The following is a 17,276-nucleotide window of genomic DNA, read 5'->3' as shown; positions in this document are numbered from 1 at the left end:
CGGGTGGGGTGAATTCGAGCCAGAAGGAATCAGTCTCGGGCGGGATTGATTCCGGACGCCTCCGCCGTGCCGCTCAGCCAGTCGCGGCGCAGCAACGGCAGTGTGTGCTCGAACTCCCGCACGCCGGTCAGCGGCAGCCGTACCTCGCAGCGTGTGCCGCGCTGCCCGTCCGGGCGGTCCGACATCGAGACCTGCCCCTGGTGCAGGGTGACCTGCTGGGCGACGAGGGTGAGGCCCAGCCCGGAGCCGGGGCTGTCCGGACCGTGCCAGAACCGCTCGAAGATCTTCTCCCGGCGTTCGGGCGGGACGCCGGGGCCGTCGTCGTCCACGGTGAGTACCGCGATCCGCTCGCCCGGCCGGTCGGACTGCCGCAGGGTCACCGCGATGGTGGCGGCACGTTCGCTGACCCTGCCGTGCACCCGGGCGTTGGTCAGCAGGTTGTCCACCGCCGAGCGCAGCCCCTCCGCCCAGCCGTGCGCGATCAGTCCCGAAGCCGCTCGCACGGAAACCTCGGTCTCGGGGTGGGCGCGGCGCAGTCCGGCGACGCAGGAGTGCACCAACTCCCCCAGGTCCAGCGCCGCGAACGCCTCCGCCTCGACCAGATCGCCCTGCGCCAGAGTCCGCAGCATCGTGAGCAGGCCGACCAGCCTCTCCTGCTCGGCCACCAACTCGGCCAGCACCTCCGCCCGTTCCGCCGCTTCGAGCTCGAACGGGCCTGCCAGGACATCCAGGTTGGCGCGGATACTCGTCAGTGGCGAACGCAGCTCGTGGGAGGCCGCCGCCGCGAACGACCGGGCCGTGGCCAAAGCCTCCCCGGTACGTGCCACCTGCTCGTCGTAGCGGTTGAGCACTGTCTGCAGGGTGAGCGCGAGGTCGTCGACCTCGGCGATGCGGGTGGGGCGGTGCTCCAGCCGGGCGGAGCTGGTGCGCGGGTCGAGTTCGCTGGTACGCCGTTGCAGCCGGCGCAGCGGCAACACCGCCCGGTTCGCGATGGCCCAGGCCGCCGCTCCCGCCAGCGGCAGGGCCAGCGCGGCTCCGGCGTAAACACGTTGGCGCACCAGCGCCAGCTCCTCCTCGACGGTGTCCGGTGAGAACAGCCAGAGGTTGGGCCGGTCCCGCCTCCGGTCGATCGCGACGGGCAACGACAAGACCAGCCAGTCCCGGCCTTCGACGGTCACCTTCAGCGGTTTCGGGGCGCTGTACGGCAGCTGCGCGGGCGGGAGTTGGGGACCGGCTCGCAGCGTGCCCGTGGGTCCGGTGACCCGTACGCCCATGCCGCTGGTGGACTTGATGAGCCGCTGGCGGCGGGCCTCCTCGACAACCGGCTGGCCGGTTCCGGCCGCGTCCAGGTAGTTCTTGGTGTTCTTGGCCACGACGGTGGCACGGGCCTGCAGTTGGGCGTCCTGCTGCTGGCGAAGGTCATCGGTTATCAGGCTCAGCAGCAGCCATCCGCAGGCAACGATCAGCACGGGTACGCCGCCGCCGACGGTGAAGGCGAGCCGGGTGGAGAGCTTCACCGGCTCCCACCGGTCGTCCGCTCACCGGCATCCGTACGCAGGACGAATCCTTCGTCGACCATCAGCACTCGTCACCCGCACTCCGCCGACCCCGGCCCGTCCAGTGCGTTCGGACGGCCCCCGCCAACACTACGCGGCGGGGGCGTCTCCGGGAGAGGATCTACGGGTTCCCGGCGCTCCAACAGCCGTCGCCACGGCAGTTCTTGAGTCGCTTGAGTGCGTCCTGCAGGTTCTCCAGCCGGGCTCCGCCGAGCTGCCCCACGGTGTTGTGCAGCTGGTAGGGATCGGTGCGGAGGTCGTAGTACTCCTTCGCTCCGCTGCCGTACTCGACGTAGGTGTAGGAGTTGGTGCGCAGGGCGTGGTAGTTCGGCGGGCTGATGCTCTCCCCGCCGTTGTTGTCGGGGTCACCCGGCGACTTTTCGGCGTGGCGGTGCTCGATCAGGTTGGTCGTGCGCCAGTTGGCGTCGGAGCCGCCGTCCAGGAGCGGAAGCAGGCTGTGCCCGTCCACCCGGGACGACACCGGGGCGCCGCCGATCCGCTGGAAGGTGGGCGCGAGGTCGATGTTCGACACCTGGGCGTTGCTCGTCCTGCCTGCCGCGACACCGGGTCCGGCGATCACCAGAGGTACCCGGACGTCGGTGTCGAAGGCGGTCTGCTTGCCCGCCTCGAGGCGGTACTCGCCCAGGTGGAAGCCGTTGTCGGAGCCGAAGACGATGTAGGTGTTGTCGGCGACGCCGGCCCTGGTCAGGGCGTTGCGCAGCTTCCTGATCATCCCATCGACCGACTGGAGCGCCTGGGCGCGCTTGCGGAACTTCCGGTCGATCGTGTTCTTCTCGCGCTGGGTCAGCCGGTCCTGCCGGGCCAGCCACGGCGGGGCGTTGGTCGGCAGCTTGTCGAACGCGGGGCTGCGCGGGGCCTCAAGGCCGGGGAAGGCGTTCTCGTGGCGGGGCGCCGGCGTGGAGGGGCCGTGCGGCGTGAAGAGCGCGATCTCCAGCAGGAACGGCTTGTTCGCCGCCGCGGACTTCCTGACGAACGCCGTGCCCTTATTGCTCAGCACGTCGGTCAGATAGTCCTTGGGCTTGTGGCCGTGCGACTCGATCTTGTGGTTGTGGGCGAGCTTGTAGTCGTAGCCCTGGTAGCCGCCGCCGACGACGTCCCACTGGTTCCAGCCCGGCGGTACGTACGGCTTCTGGCCCGCGACGGTGTCGTTGGGGCTGTAGCCGTTCAGGTACTTGCCCATCATGGCGGTGCGGTAGCCCTTGGCCTGAAGGGCCGTGGCGAAGGTGTCCCGCTCCTCTCCGCCGCCGTGGAAGGCGCCGAACCCGCCGTTCGGCCCCTCGTTGCTGAGGACTCCGGTGTTGTGGGGGTACCGGCCGGTGAAGATGGACGCCCGGGACGGGCAGCAGAGCGAGTTGCTGACCACGAAGTCGCTGAACGTCATGCCCTGCGACCGGAGTTTCTGAACCTCCGGCATGTACGGCAGGAGGTTCGAGGACATGTCGTCGGTGAGGACGAAGACAATGTTCGGCTTTTCCGCCGCGGCCGCGACCGGCTGTGTGGTGACGGCGGGACTGTTCATTGCCCCGCCCATTCCACTCGGGGCCGCCAGAGCCAGTGCCACTCCGCCGACTATCAGGGTCAGTAATTGACGAGTACGAATCATATCGAAAGCGTGGCAGCCGGATTCCGCGCCGGTCAACACCCATAAGTGCTGGGGGATTTATTCCGGCTCTGCGGCAATTAATCCGGCACGCAAAAAAGGAACACCGGGCGCCGGCACGAAAACCCGTGACGGCGCCCGGTGTTCCGGGGAGCCCAGAGGCGGGGGGAAGGGAGGGGAACGCCACCCCCGGGCGGGGATCAGGCCGTGCTCGCGGCCTTGTAGAGCTTGCGGGCGCGGTCGCCGAGACGCGGGTGGTACTCGCTGACGTCCGTGCCGACGGCGATGTTGCCGACCAGAACACCGACACCCTTGTCGGCCTTGAACTCGGCGAGGAAGGCACCGCCGCTGGATCCGCCGGTCTGCACGCAGTCGATGCCCCACATGGTGGAGCCGGGGCGCCCGAGGTCGCGGTGTTCCTCGCCCTGGCAGTGGTTCAGCCGCTCGCCGTTGCCCTCGGCGCGCGAACCGCCGTAGCCGAAGGAATGGACGTAACGCCCGTTCGGGGCATTGAACTTGATGCCCTGCGCACCACCCACGACCTTGGCCAACGGGCGGCCGTCACGCTTGCGCAGGGTGGCGAAGGCGACATCCCAGTTGGCGTTGCCCTGGCTGGACACGTACGACTTCAGGTGGAAGAGCTTCTTCGCGGTAAAGGTGCCGTGCGGGCGCTTGCCCTTGTGGTAGCCCGGGATGAAGATCCACTTGCGGAAGACCTCGCCGGTGCGGGCGTCCACCACACAGTGCCCGGCGGTGAGGACGACCGACTTGTTCTTGCTGTTGGCGACGGTCGCCGAGCAGGCGAACAGGCCGCCGGCGGCGTTCTCGAAGAACACCTTGCCCGCGGTCCTGCTGATCAGCCCGCCCCGCTTCCAGGCCTTCGGCTTGGAAGCGAGCGTGGACAGCGGCGTCTCGTCGGCGGCGGACGCTGTGGTCTCCGCGTCCGGGAAGACCACCGACGGGACGGACAGTCGCGGCCCGCCATCATCGATGACGGACGACATGGCGGACGACATGGCGGACGACGTGACGGACGACGTGACGGCCGGCGCCTCCGGGGCGGCGGCGGGCGCGGCCATCGCCTTGGCGGCGTTCAGCCGGGCGTCGGTCCAGAACTCCAGGGCGGTGTCCTGTTCCTGGTCGGAGAAGGCGGTGGCGCGGGTCTCACTGTCGGCGGGTTCGGGCCCCGCCTGCGCCGGCCCGACGGTGGCGCCCAGTGCGGCGAGGCTGAGGGCGCTGACCAGCATCGCGGTACGTCTCATGGATTCGGCTCCGAAGAAGGTGTGAGGTGGTGCTACGGCATGGGCGTCGCATTGGGGTGCCGGACGCCCGGGGAGTTCACGGGCGTCCGGCACCGGCTCAGCGGGTCAGCAGCTGAGGTTCTTGCCCGGCTTGACGTCGAGGATCTTGGTGAACTTCTTGTACGTCTTCACCCGGCTCTGCACCTGGGCCGGGTTGCCGCCGTTGCACTCGATGGCGCCGTTGATGCTGCGGATCGTCTGGCCGAAGCCCTTGCCCTTGACCATGGCGTTGTGCGGGGTCATGGTGCCCGCGCCGGACTGGGTCATCCAGAACCACAGTCCCGTCTTCCACGCCACGACGGGGTTCTTCTGCACCAGCCCCGGCTTGTGGAGCAGGTCGATGCCGAGCGCGTCACCGGCGGCCTTGTAGTTGAAGTTCCAGCTGAGCTGGATCGGCCCGCGACCGTGGTACGCGGACTGCCCCGCCGGGCAGCCGTACGGCTGCGAGGTGTCGCAGTACGACGGCCAGTTGGCTTGGTTCTGCTCGACGATGTAGCGCCCGCCGCCGGTCTCGTGGTGGACGTTGGCGAGGAAAGCGGCCGCCTCACGCTTCTTGGTCCCTGCGTTGCCCTTGCCCGCGAAGGCCGGGTACTTCTTCATCGCCTTGACCAGGGCTTCGTAGTTGTAGAAGGGCTTGTGGTTGGGGAACATCTTGTTGTACTCCGCCTTGCTGACGACGAAGTCACCCTGGGCGGCGGGCGCGGCAGGTGCGGCGGACGCGGTCGCCGCGGTGAGGCCGGCCCCGGTCGTCGCCAGCAGCACAGCGGTCAGAAGGGCATGAGCGGTACGTATCTTCGGCATGGTGGAAACTCCTCGATTGAATGGGTTGTTAACCGATGGAATGAATCGGTGGGTCAGCGGACGAAGGAACGAGCTGGTCAACGGACGAACTTCCAGGTGACCTTGTGTATGACGCCCTTTGAGGGATTGGCCAGCTTCGCGAAAGCCGGCTGGCTGAGGTCGATGTGCTTGGGCCCACATTCCATGCACTTGTCCCTGACCGGGACGGTGATGGTCTTGCCGCGGAAGGTCAGCCGGACCTCGACCTTGCAGAGCGGGTCGTTGTTGGGATTGGCGGCCTTCCACCACTTCGGCGAGACCGCCACGAGCATCTGTGTCGCGGCGTCGAGCGGCTTTCCGCAGGCGCCGGTGCCGGCCTCGTTGTAGTAGGTCGCCTTGCCCTGGCGGACCTTGCCGATCGGGACGGCGGAGGCGGGCGACGCCTGGGCGACACCGAGAACGGCCGCCGCCAGGGTGACGGCGAGGACCGACTGCGTACGACGGAAAAGGGGCATGGCAGATCGCCTTTCGTCGGAGGATCGGAAGAGGAGAGCGGCCGTACCGGCCCGTCAGAACGGGGTCAGCGTCAGGTGCATGGCCTTCGGCTGGGTGTCCTGGATGTACGACGCCCACTCGGCGACGTCGTCGAAGGCGAAGCCGTACGCCTTGCCGTTGCCCATCTGGGCGTGGATGGCCCGCGCGTAGTGGTTGGTGATCTCCGGCTTGTAGAAGGCCGCCGCGCGGGTGGTGGGCTGCTTCGGATGGCTGAGCAGCGTCGAGCGGTTGAAGCCGGCGCCCAGGATCGCGGCCACGGGACCGGTGACCCCGTCGTTGGGGGCGGCGAGCGCACCGTCGCAGAACAGCACGTCGCGGGTGGAGGGCTTGGCGAAGGAGACCGTCGCCGGGCCGTGGAAGGTGAGCTTGCCGTTGTCGACCCGGCCGGTGAACACGCCCGCGACGGTACGGACATGGAGCGGCTGCTGCCGGTAGGCCTGCCAGACCTTGTCGATGTACGGGTCGAAGTAGTGCTTGCCGAACCGGCCCGCGTCGAGTCCGTGACTCGGCGCGATGACCCGCCGTCCGCTGACGACCAGCCTTCCGAAGCCGGGGGTGTTCTCCATGGCCCGGAAGATCCGGGCCCGGCCGCCCTGCCGCATCCTGCCGGTGGTCTGGTCCCGGTTCCCGGACAGCCGGATCATCAGCGGCACGCTGAACATGTCGACCATGGTGGTGTTGCAGAACATGCCGGACGCGTTGTGCGTGAACTCCACGAAGTCGTGCAGCACGGGGAAGTTGGGGTCGGACTTCACCCAGCCCGCCGGGTGCTGGAGCGCGGGCCGCCCGGCCCCGTCCCGGACGGCCTTGAGCTTGAGCTTGCCGCCCAGGGAGACGTAGATCCGGCCGGACATGTATGGCAGCCGGATCCGCGTGGTGCCGCGGGCGTCGAGCGGGATGGCGTAGTCGGTGAAGCCGTTGTCCTTGTTGTCGGAGACCTTGACCGGCTCGACCGTGCCGCGGGGTGTGACCCGGACGTGACGGTCGCCCCGGCTGCCGACGATGTACAGGTGGACGTTGCGGTTGGCGTACTCACCGCTGTTGTTGTGGATGACCAGAGGCAGGCCGCCGGCGCGCTCCTCCGGGAGGGCCGGGCCGTCCTCGTCCGCGGCGAGGGCCGGACGCGCGCCCGCGGCGAGCGCGGCGCCGGCCACGGCGGCACCGGCCAGCGAGGTGAGCGCCCAGCGTCGGGAGAACACCGGTGAATCAAGCGGCACCATGCGGGAATTCCCTTTCTTTACCACGGGGCAAGTCCGTTCCTTTCTCGAACGCTCCTTGCGTGAACGCGGTCAAACCTAGCCAGCGGTGACGCGCAACGGTCATCAAAAGTTGCTGCGGGACGGACAGTTGTTGCGTTGTTTGCGCGGACGCGAACGAAAAAGAGGGCTGTGCCTGCCCGACGTTTTCGACGAAAGCGTCGGGCAGGCACAGCCCAGGGAAATGAGTGTGAAATGGGTGGACCGGGATTCAGCGCAGGGTCGCCTCGATGAACGAGAACGGCGTGGGGGTGGCGACGATTCGGTCCAGGGTGAATCCGGCCGCGTCCAGCAGCGCCTCGAACTCCTCGGCGGTGCGCTCCCGTCCGGTCAGCATGGCCAGCATGGTCAGGTCGACGAACTTGGCGGGGTGGGGGGCGTCGCCGGGCGGGATCACGGACTCGACGAGCACGACACGCGCGCCACGAGCGGCCGCCGCCTTGACCGTCCGCAGGATCCGCAGACAGGACCCGTCGTCCCAGTCGTGGAGGATGTAGGAAAGCACGTACACGTCCGCCTGGGGTACGGACTCGAAGAAGTCCCCGGCGACGACGTCCACCCTGTCCGCGAGCCCGTTTTCGGCCAGCACCTTCCGCGCCGCGGGCACCACCTCGGGCCGGTCGAAGACGATGCCCCGCCGGTCCGGCTCACCGGCCAGGAACTGGCAGATCATGGCCCCGTCAGCCCCTCCGACGTCGGCGACGACACCTCCTTCCGGCATCGAATAGTCATCAAACATCCCGGCTCGCAGGCCCTTGGTGACACCGGCCATGGCACGGTTCTGCGTCTCGACCTGGGCCGGGAACCTGGAGATCCAGTCGAAGAACGGCTCACCGTAGTAATGGCCGGCGGCGTTCTCACCGGTCACGGCCGTGTGCAGGAGTTCACCGAAGGGCGCGTAGTGGGTTTCCATCCAGAACAGCGCCAGGTCACGGACCGAGCCGGGCTGTCCGTCGGCGAGGGTCGCGCCGAGATCGGTGACCTCGACCAGACCTTCATCGGTCCGGAAAACCCCGAGCGGCGCGAGCGCACGGACGATACGCCGGAGCACATCGGCGTTCGTGCCCGTCGCGGCAGCGAGCTGCTCGACCGTGAGCGGGCCGTCCGCGAGGGCGGTGGACAGGCCCTGTTTGGCCACGACATACAGCGCCTGCGATATCTGGAAGCCCGCGAGCAACTGGAGCATCTGCACGGGCTTCGGCACTTCTCTGGTGGACATGAGGATGTCTTCCCTGTCTTCCTGTTCGGCGGAGGACGAAAGCCTCCGCGTGGTGATAAACCGCGGTTCTTCCACGTGAATTCGTGGTGCGCCCGGCGCGGGCCGCGAGAACGCTACGGTGGGGAAGGTGATCGCGTGTATCCCCAATTTCTGGGATCTTCACCGCCCGGTAGCATCGCGGGAGTGCCGAGGAAGGGGAGCTGCCGGATGAGGCTGTCCACCGCCCAGCGCGAAGCGGTCCGCGATGTCGAGACGATCTGCTCGCAGGAGGCCGATTCGCGTCGGCTGCGCCGCCGGGTCGCCGGTCGGCTGTCCCGCCTCGTGTACTGGGACGCGGCCTGTTTCGGCACGATCGACCCGTGGACGCTGCTCATCACCGACGACGTCTCCTACGGCGTCCCGCCGGATGTGTACGCGCTCGCCGCGCACAACGAGTACCTGGTCGACGACGTGCACAAGTTCGTGACGCTGGCCAGGTCCGGGGCGGGCGTCGGCATCCTGAGCCGGGCACCCCGCGAGGTACGGCAAGCCCTCACGCGCTGACCCGACGCGAGCGACAGGTGCTCCAGCGGGTGATCGCCGGAACCCCGTCGAGTGCCATCGCCACCCAACTGCACATCTCCGTCAACACTGTTCAGGACCACCTGAAGTCGATCTTCTCCAAGGTCGGTGTCCGCAGCCGCGGCCAGCTGGTGGCCCGCCTGCTCGGGGAGCACTACCTGCCGGACCCGGGCTGACGCTGCGTCAGGACTCGAGCGCGCCGGTGAGCACATCGGCGAGACCGACCGCGGGCCGACCGATCAACCGACGCAGATCCCCACTGCTGGTGAACAACTCGCCGCGCTTGAGCCCGAGGTCGGAGTCGGCGAGGACTTCGGCGAGTTCGGCGGGCAGCCCGGCGTCGAGGAGCGCGGCACGGTACTGCTCGGCGGGAAGGTCGCTGTAGATGACATGCCTGCCTGAGACGTCGGACAGCGCGGAGGCCAACTCGGCGAGCGTGAAGGCGTTTTCCCCGCCCAGTTCGTACACGGACCCCGCATGCCCCTCGCCGGCGAGAACGACCGCCGCGGCCTCCGCGTAGTCACGCCGGGAGGCGGCGCTGACCCGGCCGCCACCGGCACTGCCCGGCACGACGCCGGTCTCCAGGTAGAGCGGGAACTGTGACGTGTAGTTCTCCAGGTACCAGCCGTTGCGCAGGACGACGAAGGGAATGCCACTGTCGCGCAGATACTGCTCGGTCTTCGCATGAGCGTCGGCGAGCATCATGCCGGCGGTGCGGGCGTTGAGCGTGCTGGTGTAGACGATGAGTTCCGCACCGGCGTCCTTGGCGGCGTCGATGGCCCGCACATGGTTGTCGTACCGCTCACCGACGGTCGTCGTCGACACGATCAGCACCTTCCGCACCCCCTGGAAGGCCTGGACGAGACTCCCAGAATCGGCGAAGTCGGCCCGCCGCACGTGAACGCCCCGCTCGGCCAGATCGGCCAGCCGGTCGGTGTTCCGCCCGGTGGCGACGATGTCCTGCGACGCCACTCCGCGCCGCAGCAACTCCTCCACGACGAGCCGGCCAAGCTGCCCGGTCGCTCCGGTAACGGCGATCGACATGTCTCACTCCTGGTACGTAGGTCTGGGAGGGCTCGAGCGCCCCGCCAGCAGTACACAGAAGCAACTCCCCATTGGGAAGTGACCACTTTTTAGTTAGTTAACTCCCCAGAGGAGAGTAAGCAGGTCAGAGAGACGCCGGGCACCAAGACAGGAGCGTGAAGGGTCGAACGCCCGCCGCCTCGCGCGTACCGTGGACATAGACGGACGGGAACGCCGGTGCAGTCACTACCGGCAGCCGCTGCACGCGGCCACACGCGGTCCGGTGGTCTGCTCCCACACAGGAGGGAGAGGCAATGCCCGAGCACAAGGTCGGCACACAGGAGGAATTCGAGGCAGCCCGAGCGGAGCTGCTCGCGGAGGAGAAGGCGCTCACCCGTCGCAACGACGAACTCACGCGGAAGCGGAAGGAGCTCCCCTGGGTGCCGGTCGAGAAGGATTACCGCTTCGAGACCGAGGGCGGGACCAGGTCCCTCGCGAACCTCTTCGACGGGCGCTCGCAGCTGCTCGTCTACCACTTCATGTTCGGCCCGCCGTACGAGGCGGGATGCACGGTCTGCTCCTCCATCGCGGACACCCTCTCCCCCAACGTCGTCCACCTCAAGGCCCGCGACGTGACACTGATCTGCTCCTCGCGGGCGCCGCTCGACAAGCTCCTCGCCTACCGGGAGCGGATGGGCTGGAGCTTCGACTGGGTCTCCACCGCCGGCAGCGACTTCCACCGCGATCTCGGCTTCCTGAACACCGAGGACGAGCTCAGGCCGTTCCTCGAGGGCGACATCCCGCCGACTGTGAGTCAGATGGCGGCGTTGTCCGGCACGGACGTCCTGGGGTACGTCACCGAGGGGCCCGGGCTGAGCGCCTACGCGCTCTCGGACGGCACCGTCTACCGGACGTACGTCACCACCGCGCGCGGCCTCGAACCCGCCATGGCCTACTACGGCCTCCTCGACCGGACGCCGATGGGCCGCCACGAGGAGGGCGAGCAGATGTACTGGCTGCGCCGCCACGACGAGTACGGGGAGACCTGAAGCGTGCGCAGGGCGCGGTCAGCGGAGCAAGGTCTGGGTGACACGCCACAGGCGGCGCGGCAGGTCGCCCTCCTCGAAGGCGTGGACTCTCTCGAGCGTCCAGCCGTCGGCGAGCGCGTCGACCAGGTCGCGGGGGAAGAGGTGCACGGCGAAGCCGCCGTGCTCATAGATGTCGTCGCCGTACGCGGTTCCGGTGCCGTAGTGACGTCGCCGGTGTGTCGCACGGTGTAGACGAACACGCCGCCCGGTCGCAGCACGCGGCGGGCCGGTCATAGAGAGACGCCCGCCCGTGCAGCGGTACGAGCGCCGGTGGTTGAGCTGTCGCGGTCCGGGGGGAGATCAGGCCGGGCCCACCCGTCCTCTGCTTTCGGGCCCTCCGATTCCGTGATCTGCTGGACATGTCCGGAGTGTCCGCCGCCGACTGCGGCGTCAGTCATCGCCTCTGCACAGGCCGCCACGGTGACCGGGGCAGCGGGCGTCCTTGGAAGGCGTGCCATGCCGCATCTCCGGCTCGCCCCGCCGGCACCCACCCGGCCGGGGATCCTCTTGCCGAGGCGTGATCTGGCCCTCGGCTGGACTCTCCTGGTGCTGATCGCCGCTCTGGCATGGACGCTCACCCTCGCGCAGTCCCGTGACATGGGAGTGGAGCCCGGCACCATGGGCCTGGCGCTCCCGCTCTTCCTGGCACTGTGGGTCACCATGATGGCGGCCATGATGCTGCCGTCGCTGGCACCCGTAGCCCTCACCTGGGTGCAGGCCATCAACCGGAGCACCGGCGGCGGCACCCGCACGCTGCGCATCGCCGAGTTCGTCGGCGGCTATCTGCTCGCCTGGGCCGGGTTCGGGCTCCTCGCGTACGGAGCCCTGGCGGCGACCGGGCGGGTCGTGGACAGCCATCCCGGCGCGGGGCGCTGGATCGGCGCGGCCGCGTTCCTGCTCGCGGGACTGCAGCAGTTCGGGCCGCTGAAACGAGTCTGCCTGCGGCACTGCCGCAACCCGATGTTCCAGCTCCTGCGGTACGCCCGCTCCCGGCCCTGGGCGAAGGACCTGCGGGTGGGTACGCAACACGGCCTCTACTGCATCGGGTGCTGCTGGGGCCTGATGATCGTCCTGATCCCGCTCGGCTTCATGAACGTGGCGGCCATGGCGGGGCTGGCGGCGGTGATATTCCTGGAGAAGCTCTGGCGCGGCGGCCCGTGGCTCAGCTGGGCGGTGGGCCTCGTCTTCCTCGTCCTGGCCGTGCTCGCCCCGTTCCAGGACTGGCTGCTGCCGGGCCTCGAGAGGTCCGGCCCGTCGATGGACCAGATGCTGGGTCGGGCACACTGAGCGCTGTCGTCGGCCCGCCGTCTGGGCCGCGCAGGACAAGGTCGACGTCATCAAGCGGCTCCAGGACCCTCGCGCCCGTTCGGATCAGCTGTATTGGGTGGGCAGCCAACGGTCGAGGTACGCAGGTAGTCGGAGGCGCGTGCTCGCTGCGAGCGCGGTCGGGTTGGTGTCGCGCCAACGCCTTCAGGTGAGCCCGGAGGATGGTGACCAAGACGGATGGGATGGGGACCGGCCGGTCGGTGGCTGCCTCGCGCGCCTTCAGGCCCCCGCGGCCGTGCCGTTCTCCGGAGTCCGTCCACTGCTTGCCGGAGACAGGACGCGGCTCCCGCAGCGAAGCCGAGCGGGGCCATCGGCGCCCGCGGGTCGAACACGGGTCGCCGTCCTGTCTTGTGCGCGGATCTCCGGTCGCGAAAGAGTGCGGTTGACACGGAGCCACGGGCTCATGCCAGCAGGAGCGGGGGACAGACGGATGTGCGTGATGGACGTGGCCGCCAAGAAGGCGGCGGTCGCTCGTTTTCTCCACGCGTACCCGCAGGCAGCTGATGCCGGCCGTGGGCATGGTGCCCTCCACGGCTGTGAGGATGTCCGCTGGTCCGAGTTCCCCGGGTGCCCCGCCGCGATCCCGGCGTTGCTGTATGGCCTTCTCGATCAGGCTGCCGAGTCTGAGGCCCAGCGAGTGCTCACCAACGCCATGTTCAACAGCATCGCCGAGATGAACGCGGCCATGCCGGCAGTCCTACCGTTCCTGCTCCGCCTCGCAGTTGACCCGCAGGTTCCTGAGCGGTCCGAACTGCTGGATCTTCTGGTCATGGTCGCCGAGTTCTCCGAGCCGGTCGATGCCGACAACGAGGCTGCGCTGCTGTGGTTCGGCAGCGACAGTGATCATCCCGAGCGTGAGCAGTGCAGGGCAGTGTTCGCGGAGCACGCGAGTGTGGTGGAGATGCTGCCGGAGGGGCTGATCAGACCTGACGGTCGGGCGACGCTTCGGCGGGCCGCCGGTCTCCTGTGAGGTTCCCGCGCTCAGGCCACGTGGCGGCAACGGGTGCGTAGCGGTCCAACGGGTGGCCTTTCTGATGCTGGTCCTGCCGGCACCCCGGCGGGAGTCGTCCATCACCCCGCTCGAAGTGGGCGGGCGAGCGGGGGGATTTCGCCGGCTGGCAGGCTGTCGGCTCCCTGCAGGGAACGTTCGGCCCGGTGAACCGCCCGCACCGGGCCCGCGTCTTCCCTCGCGACCATCACCACACACAGGAGAACAGACCGTGACCGACATGGACGTTGAGCAGACCGAGGAGCGGGGTTACGACCCGGGGATCTGGTGGGCGGACCTCGGGACGTGGGGGGCTGTCGCACTGATCGTCTTCGGGGGTCTCGCAGCAGCGTGGGTCTTTTTCCGGCTGTCCGGCACCCCAGAGGAGCTGGCGGCCGGCTACTACCAGGCCGCCAAGGTCGTCTCCATCGGCCTGGTGATCGTGGGAAGCGCCTTGCTGGGCCGTCGTCGCGGCCGGGCCCCGGCCACCGAGGAGACGAACGAGCCGGAACGCGCCTGACGCCACCGGCCGGTGGGTTGCGGTGGTGGCGGGATACGCGCATGAGCTGTGCCGCTATCGGCTGGCCAGTCGGCCGCAGCTCCAGCGCGCGGAGCTGTCGGCGGGTGGACCCGGGGCCGGTCCCCACGGGAAGGAAGACACCAGCGGGTTCGCGGCCTCTATTCCTGCGTCGGGTCGATGGTGAAGTGTTCGGGGTGGGCTGCGTGAACGTAGTGGATCGCGGTTGAGGAAGTGATCCCGAACAGGCGCATCAGCCGGACGGGGTCTGCGGATCCACGAGCCTCGTCGAGGAGCCGGTCCTGCAGCAGTTGCGTCGCGTTGAACCCGATCCGATCGCGGAACGCTTTGAAGTTGGTGATGCCGACCGCCGGGCGGTCGACGTGCATGGCGGTGATAGGGCTGACGATCAGATGGGGGTTGGTGCTCAGCGGCCAGGCGTTCCGCGATCGCGCCGGCGGCGCCCAGGCGTTGTTTGGCGGTGCGACGGCCGAGCGGATCGTAGGTGTACTGCCAGTGGTTGCCGTCGGGTGTGGTCGCGTCGGTGAGACGGTCCTCGGCGTTCCAGGTGAAGGTCCATGTGCGTTGCTGCCCGCTCAGCAGCTTGCGGGTGCGGCGGACGAGGCGGCCTTGGGCGTCATGCTCGTACACCGTCCGGCCGCCCGTCGGCTTCGATTGGCGGTCAGTCTGTGTCGTTGTCCGGCTGGGGGCTCGGGGCCTCCTGGGAGGTGGCGCCCGGTACGAAGCCGAGCACCTCGCAGGTGTCGCGACATTGCCCTCATCGAGCGGGGCCGGCCCTACCTCAACGGCTGAGGCAGTTCGTCACCGCATTGTTTCTGCCGACTGCGGGGCAGTGTTCAATCGATGACGGTGTTGGTCACAGTCGCGTCTGCCGGCGCCCGTACCGCGTTCAGCACGATGGCCGCCACCGACTCAGGCCGCAGGAACTGCTCCGGGCGGTACTCGTGGCCCGCCCCTTCGGCTGCCTTCCGCTGCAGCTCGGTGTCGGTCGGGCCCGGGTGGATCGAAGTCACTCGGACTCCGTTGGATTTCTCCTCGGTCTGAAGGGCGTCCGCGAACGCTCGCAACGCGTATTTGCTGGCGGCGTAGGGACCACGGTTCGACTTGATCCGGAGTCCGGATCCCGCGTTGATCAGAACCACGTGTCCTCGGCCGTGGCGGAGCGATGGCAGGAGCAACCGAGTGAGTTCGGCGGCCGAGAAGAGGTTGACCGCGAAGATTCGCTGCCACACGTCCAGTGAGGCATCGGCGATCGTGCCGGGCTCGGCGACGGCGGCATTGTGCACGAGCACGTCGAGACGATCGATATCCGCCGTGGCCTGGGCGAGTTGGCCGGGGTGTGCCAGATCGGCCACCCATGGTCGGGCTCTTCCTGGCAGGTCGCGGGCGAGTACCTCGAGTGACCGGGCATCGCGGCCGCCGAGAAGCACATCGTATGTGGGCGCAAGCGCGCGGGCGATGGCCGCCCCGATGCCCCGGGAGGCTCCTGTCACGAGTGCGCGCGGTCGTTGAGTTGTCATGGCGCAGTACCTCGCGGAACGGGCCGGAAGGTGACCGGCAGGCTTGTCAGCCCACGCATGAACCGGCTGTGTCCCCAGGTCAGTTCGGAGGGATCGACAGCGAGGGCAAGTTCGTCGCAGTGTTCCAGGAGGGCGAGGAGCGCGATCGTGCCTTCCGCTTTGCCGAGCGGCGCGCCCAGACAGTGGTGGAGCCCGTGCCCGAACGCGAGGTGTCCTCGGCTGTCGCGGAGGATGTCGAACCGGTCGGGCTCGGCGAAGCGGTCCGGATCCCGATTGCCGGCGCCGTAGGACAGAAGTACAGCTTCTCCGCCCCCGGGAACGGTGACGTCTCCGATCTGCATGTCGCAGGTCGTGATCCGCAGTACGGGCGCCATTTTGATGGGGCCGTTGTAGCGCAGGATTTCCTCGACAGCCTGCCCCATGAGGTGCGGGTCCCTCCGGAGCATGTCCAGCTGCCCGGGGTGCTCCAGCAGTGCCAGTACCCCACTGCCGATGAGATTCGCGGTCGTCTCGAATCCGGCCACCAGGAGGAGGAAGGACATGCTGATCGCCTCGTCCTCCTGGATATCGGCCTCGAGAAGCCGTCCCAGCAGGTCGTCGGAACCGGTGGGCGACTCCCTCTTCGCTCTCAGGAGTCCGCTGAGGTAGTCCCGCATCTCGGAGGCGGCATGAGGCATGCGGCTGTGGTCGCCCTCGCTCATCTCGACGTAGACGCCCGCAAGCCGCGCGAAGGTGTCCCGTCCCTCGGCAGGCACGCCCAGCACTTCCGAAATGACCGTGAGCGGCAGACGCTTCGCGAAGTCGGTGATGACATCGAAGCGTCCCAGCGGAAGGAACCGGGAAATGAGATCGTCCGTGATCTCCTGGATGCGTGGACGCAGGGCTTCGATGCGGCCCGGGGTGAACTCACCTGCCACCAGTGCACGAAGTCTGGTGTGGTCCGGGGGGTCGCAGCGGAGCATGTTGCGCGTGACGGTGTAGGTCTCGGTGGCGAAAACCCACGGAGCAGACCGCACGGCCCTGTTACCGCGCCGCGGATCGTTGCTCAACTGTGGATCCTTGCTCGCTGCCCGGATGTCCTCATGGCGCGTGACGAGCCACACGGGAACACCGGCGAACATCACGCGCCGTACAGGCCCTTCGGCCCGCAGCTGCGCCAGCAGCGGATACGGGGCGTTGACGTAATTCTTCTGCTCCATGAGATCGGTGACGCCGTCGGGGGCCATGCGCTCGGGTGGCATGCGGAAAGTGACGGCGTTGTCGGCCTGTTCGGAATTCACGGGCCCTCCATGTACTGCGGAGTCGGTTGTGTCCTGCGGACTCGTGCATGAGCGGGCAGGGCCAGGCGCACCGGCAACGCGTCGCAATGCGGGTTCGAGGGATCAGAGGTACGTGGGGTCCATGCGCCCCACGAGTGATAGATGCTGCGGTTCCGACGCTCCAGGTAACAAATGAGATTGACTGGCCACCCGGTATTGGCGAAGGCATACTTGTCCATCCGCGTCGGGTGCTCGCTCAACGATGGCCCTTTGCCGCCCGGTGAGTCGATGTTGTGCCAGTCGGGATGGAGGTGTATGGACCCGAGGATGTCAAGCTCGTCCACTTCGGCGTCCCGCATGATACGAAGCAGGTCGGTGGAATCGCACCAGTACCCGCGGTGGGGGTTTTTGTAAGCCGTTCCGAAACAGGGAACTATGGATTCGGAGAACTCCCCCAGGGCCGCACTGTCGGTGGCCCGGACATTGCGGCCGAACTCGACGCGCTCGATGCGGGCACTCTCGCCACGCATGGAGCCGACCAGCACACCGAAACACGAGTAGGGGAAGCCCGGCCTGATCGCTTCATAGACACGAACAGCGGCGTCAAGGAACGTGGAGCAAGGGGCACTCTCCACGAAGACATGCACGCTGTCCGCGTGTTCATTGGGATCACTACCGTTCATCA

19 protein-coding genes and 1 pseudogene are annotated in these 17,276 nt (G+C 68.1%); 6 read left to right on the top strand and 14 right to left on the bottom strand.

The window, feature by feature from the left end; translation table 11 throughout:
* Nucleotides 1-29: 29 nt before the first annotated feature.
* The 7 genes from ACFYWY_RS03975 to ACFYWY_RS03945 all read right to left on the bottom strand — a co-directional run bounded on the left by ACFYWY_RS03975 (nucleotide 30) and on the right by ACFYWY_RS03945 (nucleotide 8,288).
* Nucleotides 30-1,517 (bottom strand): sensor histidine kinase, encoded by a 1,488-nt coding sequence (locus ACFYWY_RS03975; protein WP_389179233.1) that lies wholly within the window; start codon nucleotides 1,515-1,517, stop codon nucleotides 30-32.
* Nucleotides 1,518-1,677: 160 nt separating this feature from the next.
* Nucleotides 1,678-3,096 carry a sulfatase gene (locus tag ACFYWY_RS03970; protein WP_389179230.1) on the bottom strand — a complete coding sequence of 473 codons (1,419 nt, stop codon included), beginning with the start codon at nucleotides 3,094-3,096 and terminating at the stop codon, nucleotides 1,678-1,680.
* Between the two features lie 281 nt (nucleotides 3,097-3,377).
* Nucleotides 3,378-4,439, bottom strand: coding sequence for a trypsin-like serine peptidase (locus tag ACFYWY_RS03965; protein ID WP_389179227.1), 1,062 nt, complete (start codon nucleotides 4,437-4,439; stop codon nucleotides 3,378-3,380).
* Nucleotides 4,440-4,544: 105 nt separating this feature from the next.
* Nucleotides 4,545-5,279 (bottom strand): chitinase, encoded by a 735-nt coding sequence (locus tag ACFYWY_RS03960; RefSeq protein WP_389179224.1) that lies wholly within the window; start codon nucleotides 5,277-5,279, stop codon nucleotides 4,545-4,547.
* Between the two features lie 77 nt (nucleotides 5,280-5,356).
* Complete coding sequence (locus tag ACFYWY_RS03955; protein ID WP_389179221.1) at nucleotides 5,357-5,773, bottom strand: cysteine/serine endopeptidase inhibitor; 417 nt, start codon at nucleotides 5,771-5,773, stop codon at nucleotides 5,357-5,359.
* Between the two features lie 54 nt (nucleotides 5,774-5,827).
* Complete coding sequence (locus ACFYWY_RS03950; RefSeq protein WP_389179218.1) at nucleotides 5,828-7,033, bottom strand: beta-1,3-glucanase family protein; 1,206 nt, start codon at nucleotides 7,031-7,033, stop codon at nucleotides 5,828-5,830.
* A gap of 247 nt (nucleotides 7,034-7,280) precedes the next feature.
* Nucleotides 7,281-8,288: a methyltransferase gene (locus ACFYWY_RS03945; protein ID WP_389179215.1), complete on the bottom strand. Its 1,008-nt coding sequence runs from the start codon at nucleotides 8,286-8,288 to the stop codon at nucleotides 7,281-7,283.
* A gap of 207 nt (nucleotides 8,289-8,495) precedes the next feature.
* Here ACFYWY_RS03945 and ACFYWY_RS03940 point away from each other — a divergent pair, with 207 nt between their 5' ends.
* The gene (locus ACFYWY_RS03940) at nucleotides 8,496-8,831 is read left to right on the top strand and encodes a hypothetical protein (RefSeq protein WP_389179212.1); all 336 of its coding nucleotides are present in this window, start codon (nucleotides 8,496-8,498) and stop codon (nucleotides 8,829-8,831) included.
* A gap of 29 nt (nucleotides 8,832-8,860) precedes the next feature.
* The gene (locus ACFYWY_RS03935) at nucleotides 8,861-9,025 is read left to right on the top strand and encodes a helix-turn-helix transcriptional regulator (protein WP_389179209.1); all 165 of its coding nucleotides are present in this window, start codon (nucleotides 8,861-8,863) and stop codon (nucleotides 9,023-9,025) included.
* A 7-nt stretch (nucleotides 9,026-9,032) separates the two neighbouring features.
* Here ACFYWY_RS03935 and ACFYWY_RS03930 read toward each other — a convergent pair whose 3' ends face one another.
* Nucleotides 9,033-9,893: an SDR family oxidoreductase gene (locus tag ACFYWY_RS03930; RefSeq protein WP_389179205.1), complete on the bottom strand. Its 861-nt coding sequence runs from the start codon at nucleotides 9,891-9,893 to the stop codon at nucleotides 9,033-9,035.
* Nucleotides 9,894-10,186: 293 nt separating this feature from the next.
* On the opposite strand from ACFYWY_RS03930, the gene ACFYWY_RS03925 reads away from it, so the two are divergent.
* Entirely contained in the window at nucleotides 10,187-10,921 is a 735-nt protein-coding gene (locus tag ACFYWY_RS03925; protein WP_389179202.1) for a DUF899 domain-containing protein, read from the top strand.
* Between the two features lie 18 nt (nucleotides 10,922-10,939).
* Here the strand turns inward: ACFYWY_RS03925 and ACFYWY_RS03920 are convergent, their stop codons facing one another.
* Nucleotides 10,940-11,194, bottom strand: coding sequence for a hypothetical protein (locus tag ACFYWY_RS03920; RefSeq protein WP_389179199.1), 255 nt, complete (start codon nucleotides 11,192-11,194; stop codon nucleotides 10,940-10,942).
* Between the two features lie 222 nt (nucleotides 11,195-11,416).
* Here ACFYWY_RS03920 and ACFYWY_RS03915 point away from each other — a divergent pair, with 222 nt between their 5' ends.
* The 3 genes from ACFYWY_RS03915 to ACFYWY_RS03905 all read left to right on the top strand — a co-directional run bounded on the left by ACFYWY_RS03915 (nucleotide 11,417) and on the right by ACFYWY_RS03905 (nucleotide 13,794).
* Nucleotides 11,417-12,247: a DUF2182 domain-containing protein gene (locus tag ACFYWY_RS03915; protein ID WP_389179196.1), complete on the top strand. Its 831-nt coding sequence runs from the start codon at nucleotides 11,417-11,419 to the stop codon at nucleotides 12,245-12,247.
* 478 nt (nucleotides 12,248-12,725) lie between these two features.
* Nucleotides 12,726-13,256 (top strand): hypothetical protein, encoded by a 531-nt coding sequence (locus ACFYWY_RS03910; RefSeq protein ID WP_389179193.1) that lies wholly within the window; start codon nucleotides 12,726-12,728, stop codon nucleotides 13,254-13,256.
* Nucleotides 13,257-13,515: 259 nt separating this feature from the next.
* A complete protein-coding gene (locus tag ACFYWY_RS03905; protein WP_389179590.1) occupies nucleotides 13,516-13,794 on the top strand; it encodes a hypothetical protein in 279 nt (92 codons plus the stop codon).
* A 158-nt stretch (nucleotides 13,795-13,952) separates the two neighbouring features.
* Here ACFYWY_RS03905 and ACFYWY_RS03900 read toward each other — a convergent pair whose 3' ends face one another.
* The 5 genes and pseudogenes from ACFYWY_RS03900 to ACFYWY_RS03880 form a co-directional block, all read right to left on the bottom strand.
* A complete protein-coding gene (locus ACFYWY_RS03900) occupies nucleotides 13,953-14,180 on the bottom strand; it encodes a hypothetical protein (RefSeq protein WP_389179190.1) in 228 nt (75 codons plus the stop codon).
* Between the two features lie 52 nt (nucleotides 14,181-14,232).
* A pseudogene (locus tag ACFYWY_RS03895) lies at nucleotides 14,233-14,451 on the bottom strand (hypothetical protein); the annotation flags it as partial.
* A 197-nt stretch (nucleotides 14,452-14,648) separates the two neighbouring features.
* Entirely contained in the window at nucleotides 14,649-15,332 is a 684-nt protein-coding gene (locus ACFYWY_RS03890; protein ID WP_389179187.1) for an SDR family oxidoreductase, read from the bottom strand.
* On the bottom strand, nucleotides 15,329-16,612 hold the full coding sequence (locus ACFYWY_RS03885) for a cytochrome P450 (RefSeq protein ID WP_389179184.1): 1,284 nt from the start codon (nucleotides 16,610-16,612) through the stop codon (nucleotides 15,329-15,331). Before ACFYWY_RS03885 ends, ACFYWY_RS03890 begins: the two co-directional genes overlap by 4 nt.
* Complete coding sequence (locus tag ACFYWY_RS03880; protein ID WP_389179181.1) at nucleotides 16,609-17,274, bottom strand: hypothetical protein; 666 nt, start codon at nucleotides 17,272-17,274, stop codon at nucleotides 16,609-16,611. The genes ACFYWY_RS03885 and ACFYWY_RS03880 overlap by 4 nt, the downstream gene beginning before the upstream one ends.
* Nucleotides 17,275-17,276 lie beyond the last annotated feature (2 nt).

Source organism: Streptomyces sp. NPDC002870, assembly GCF_042888505.1.
Classification (GTDB): domain Bacteria; phylum Actinomycetota; class Actinomycetes; order Streptomycetales; family Streptomycetaceae; genus Streptomyces.
Note: the sequence above shows the minus strand (reverse complement) of the source record. Positions and strands in the feature narration are given on the sequence as shown.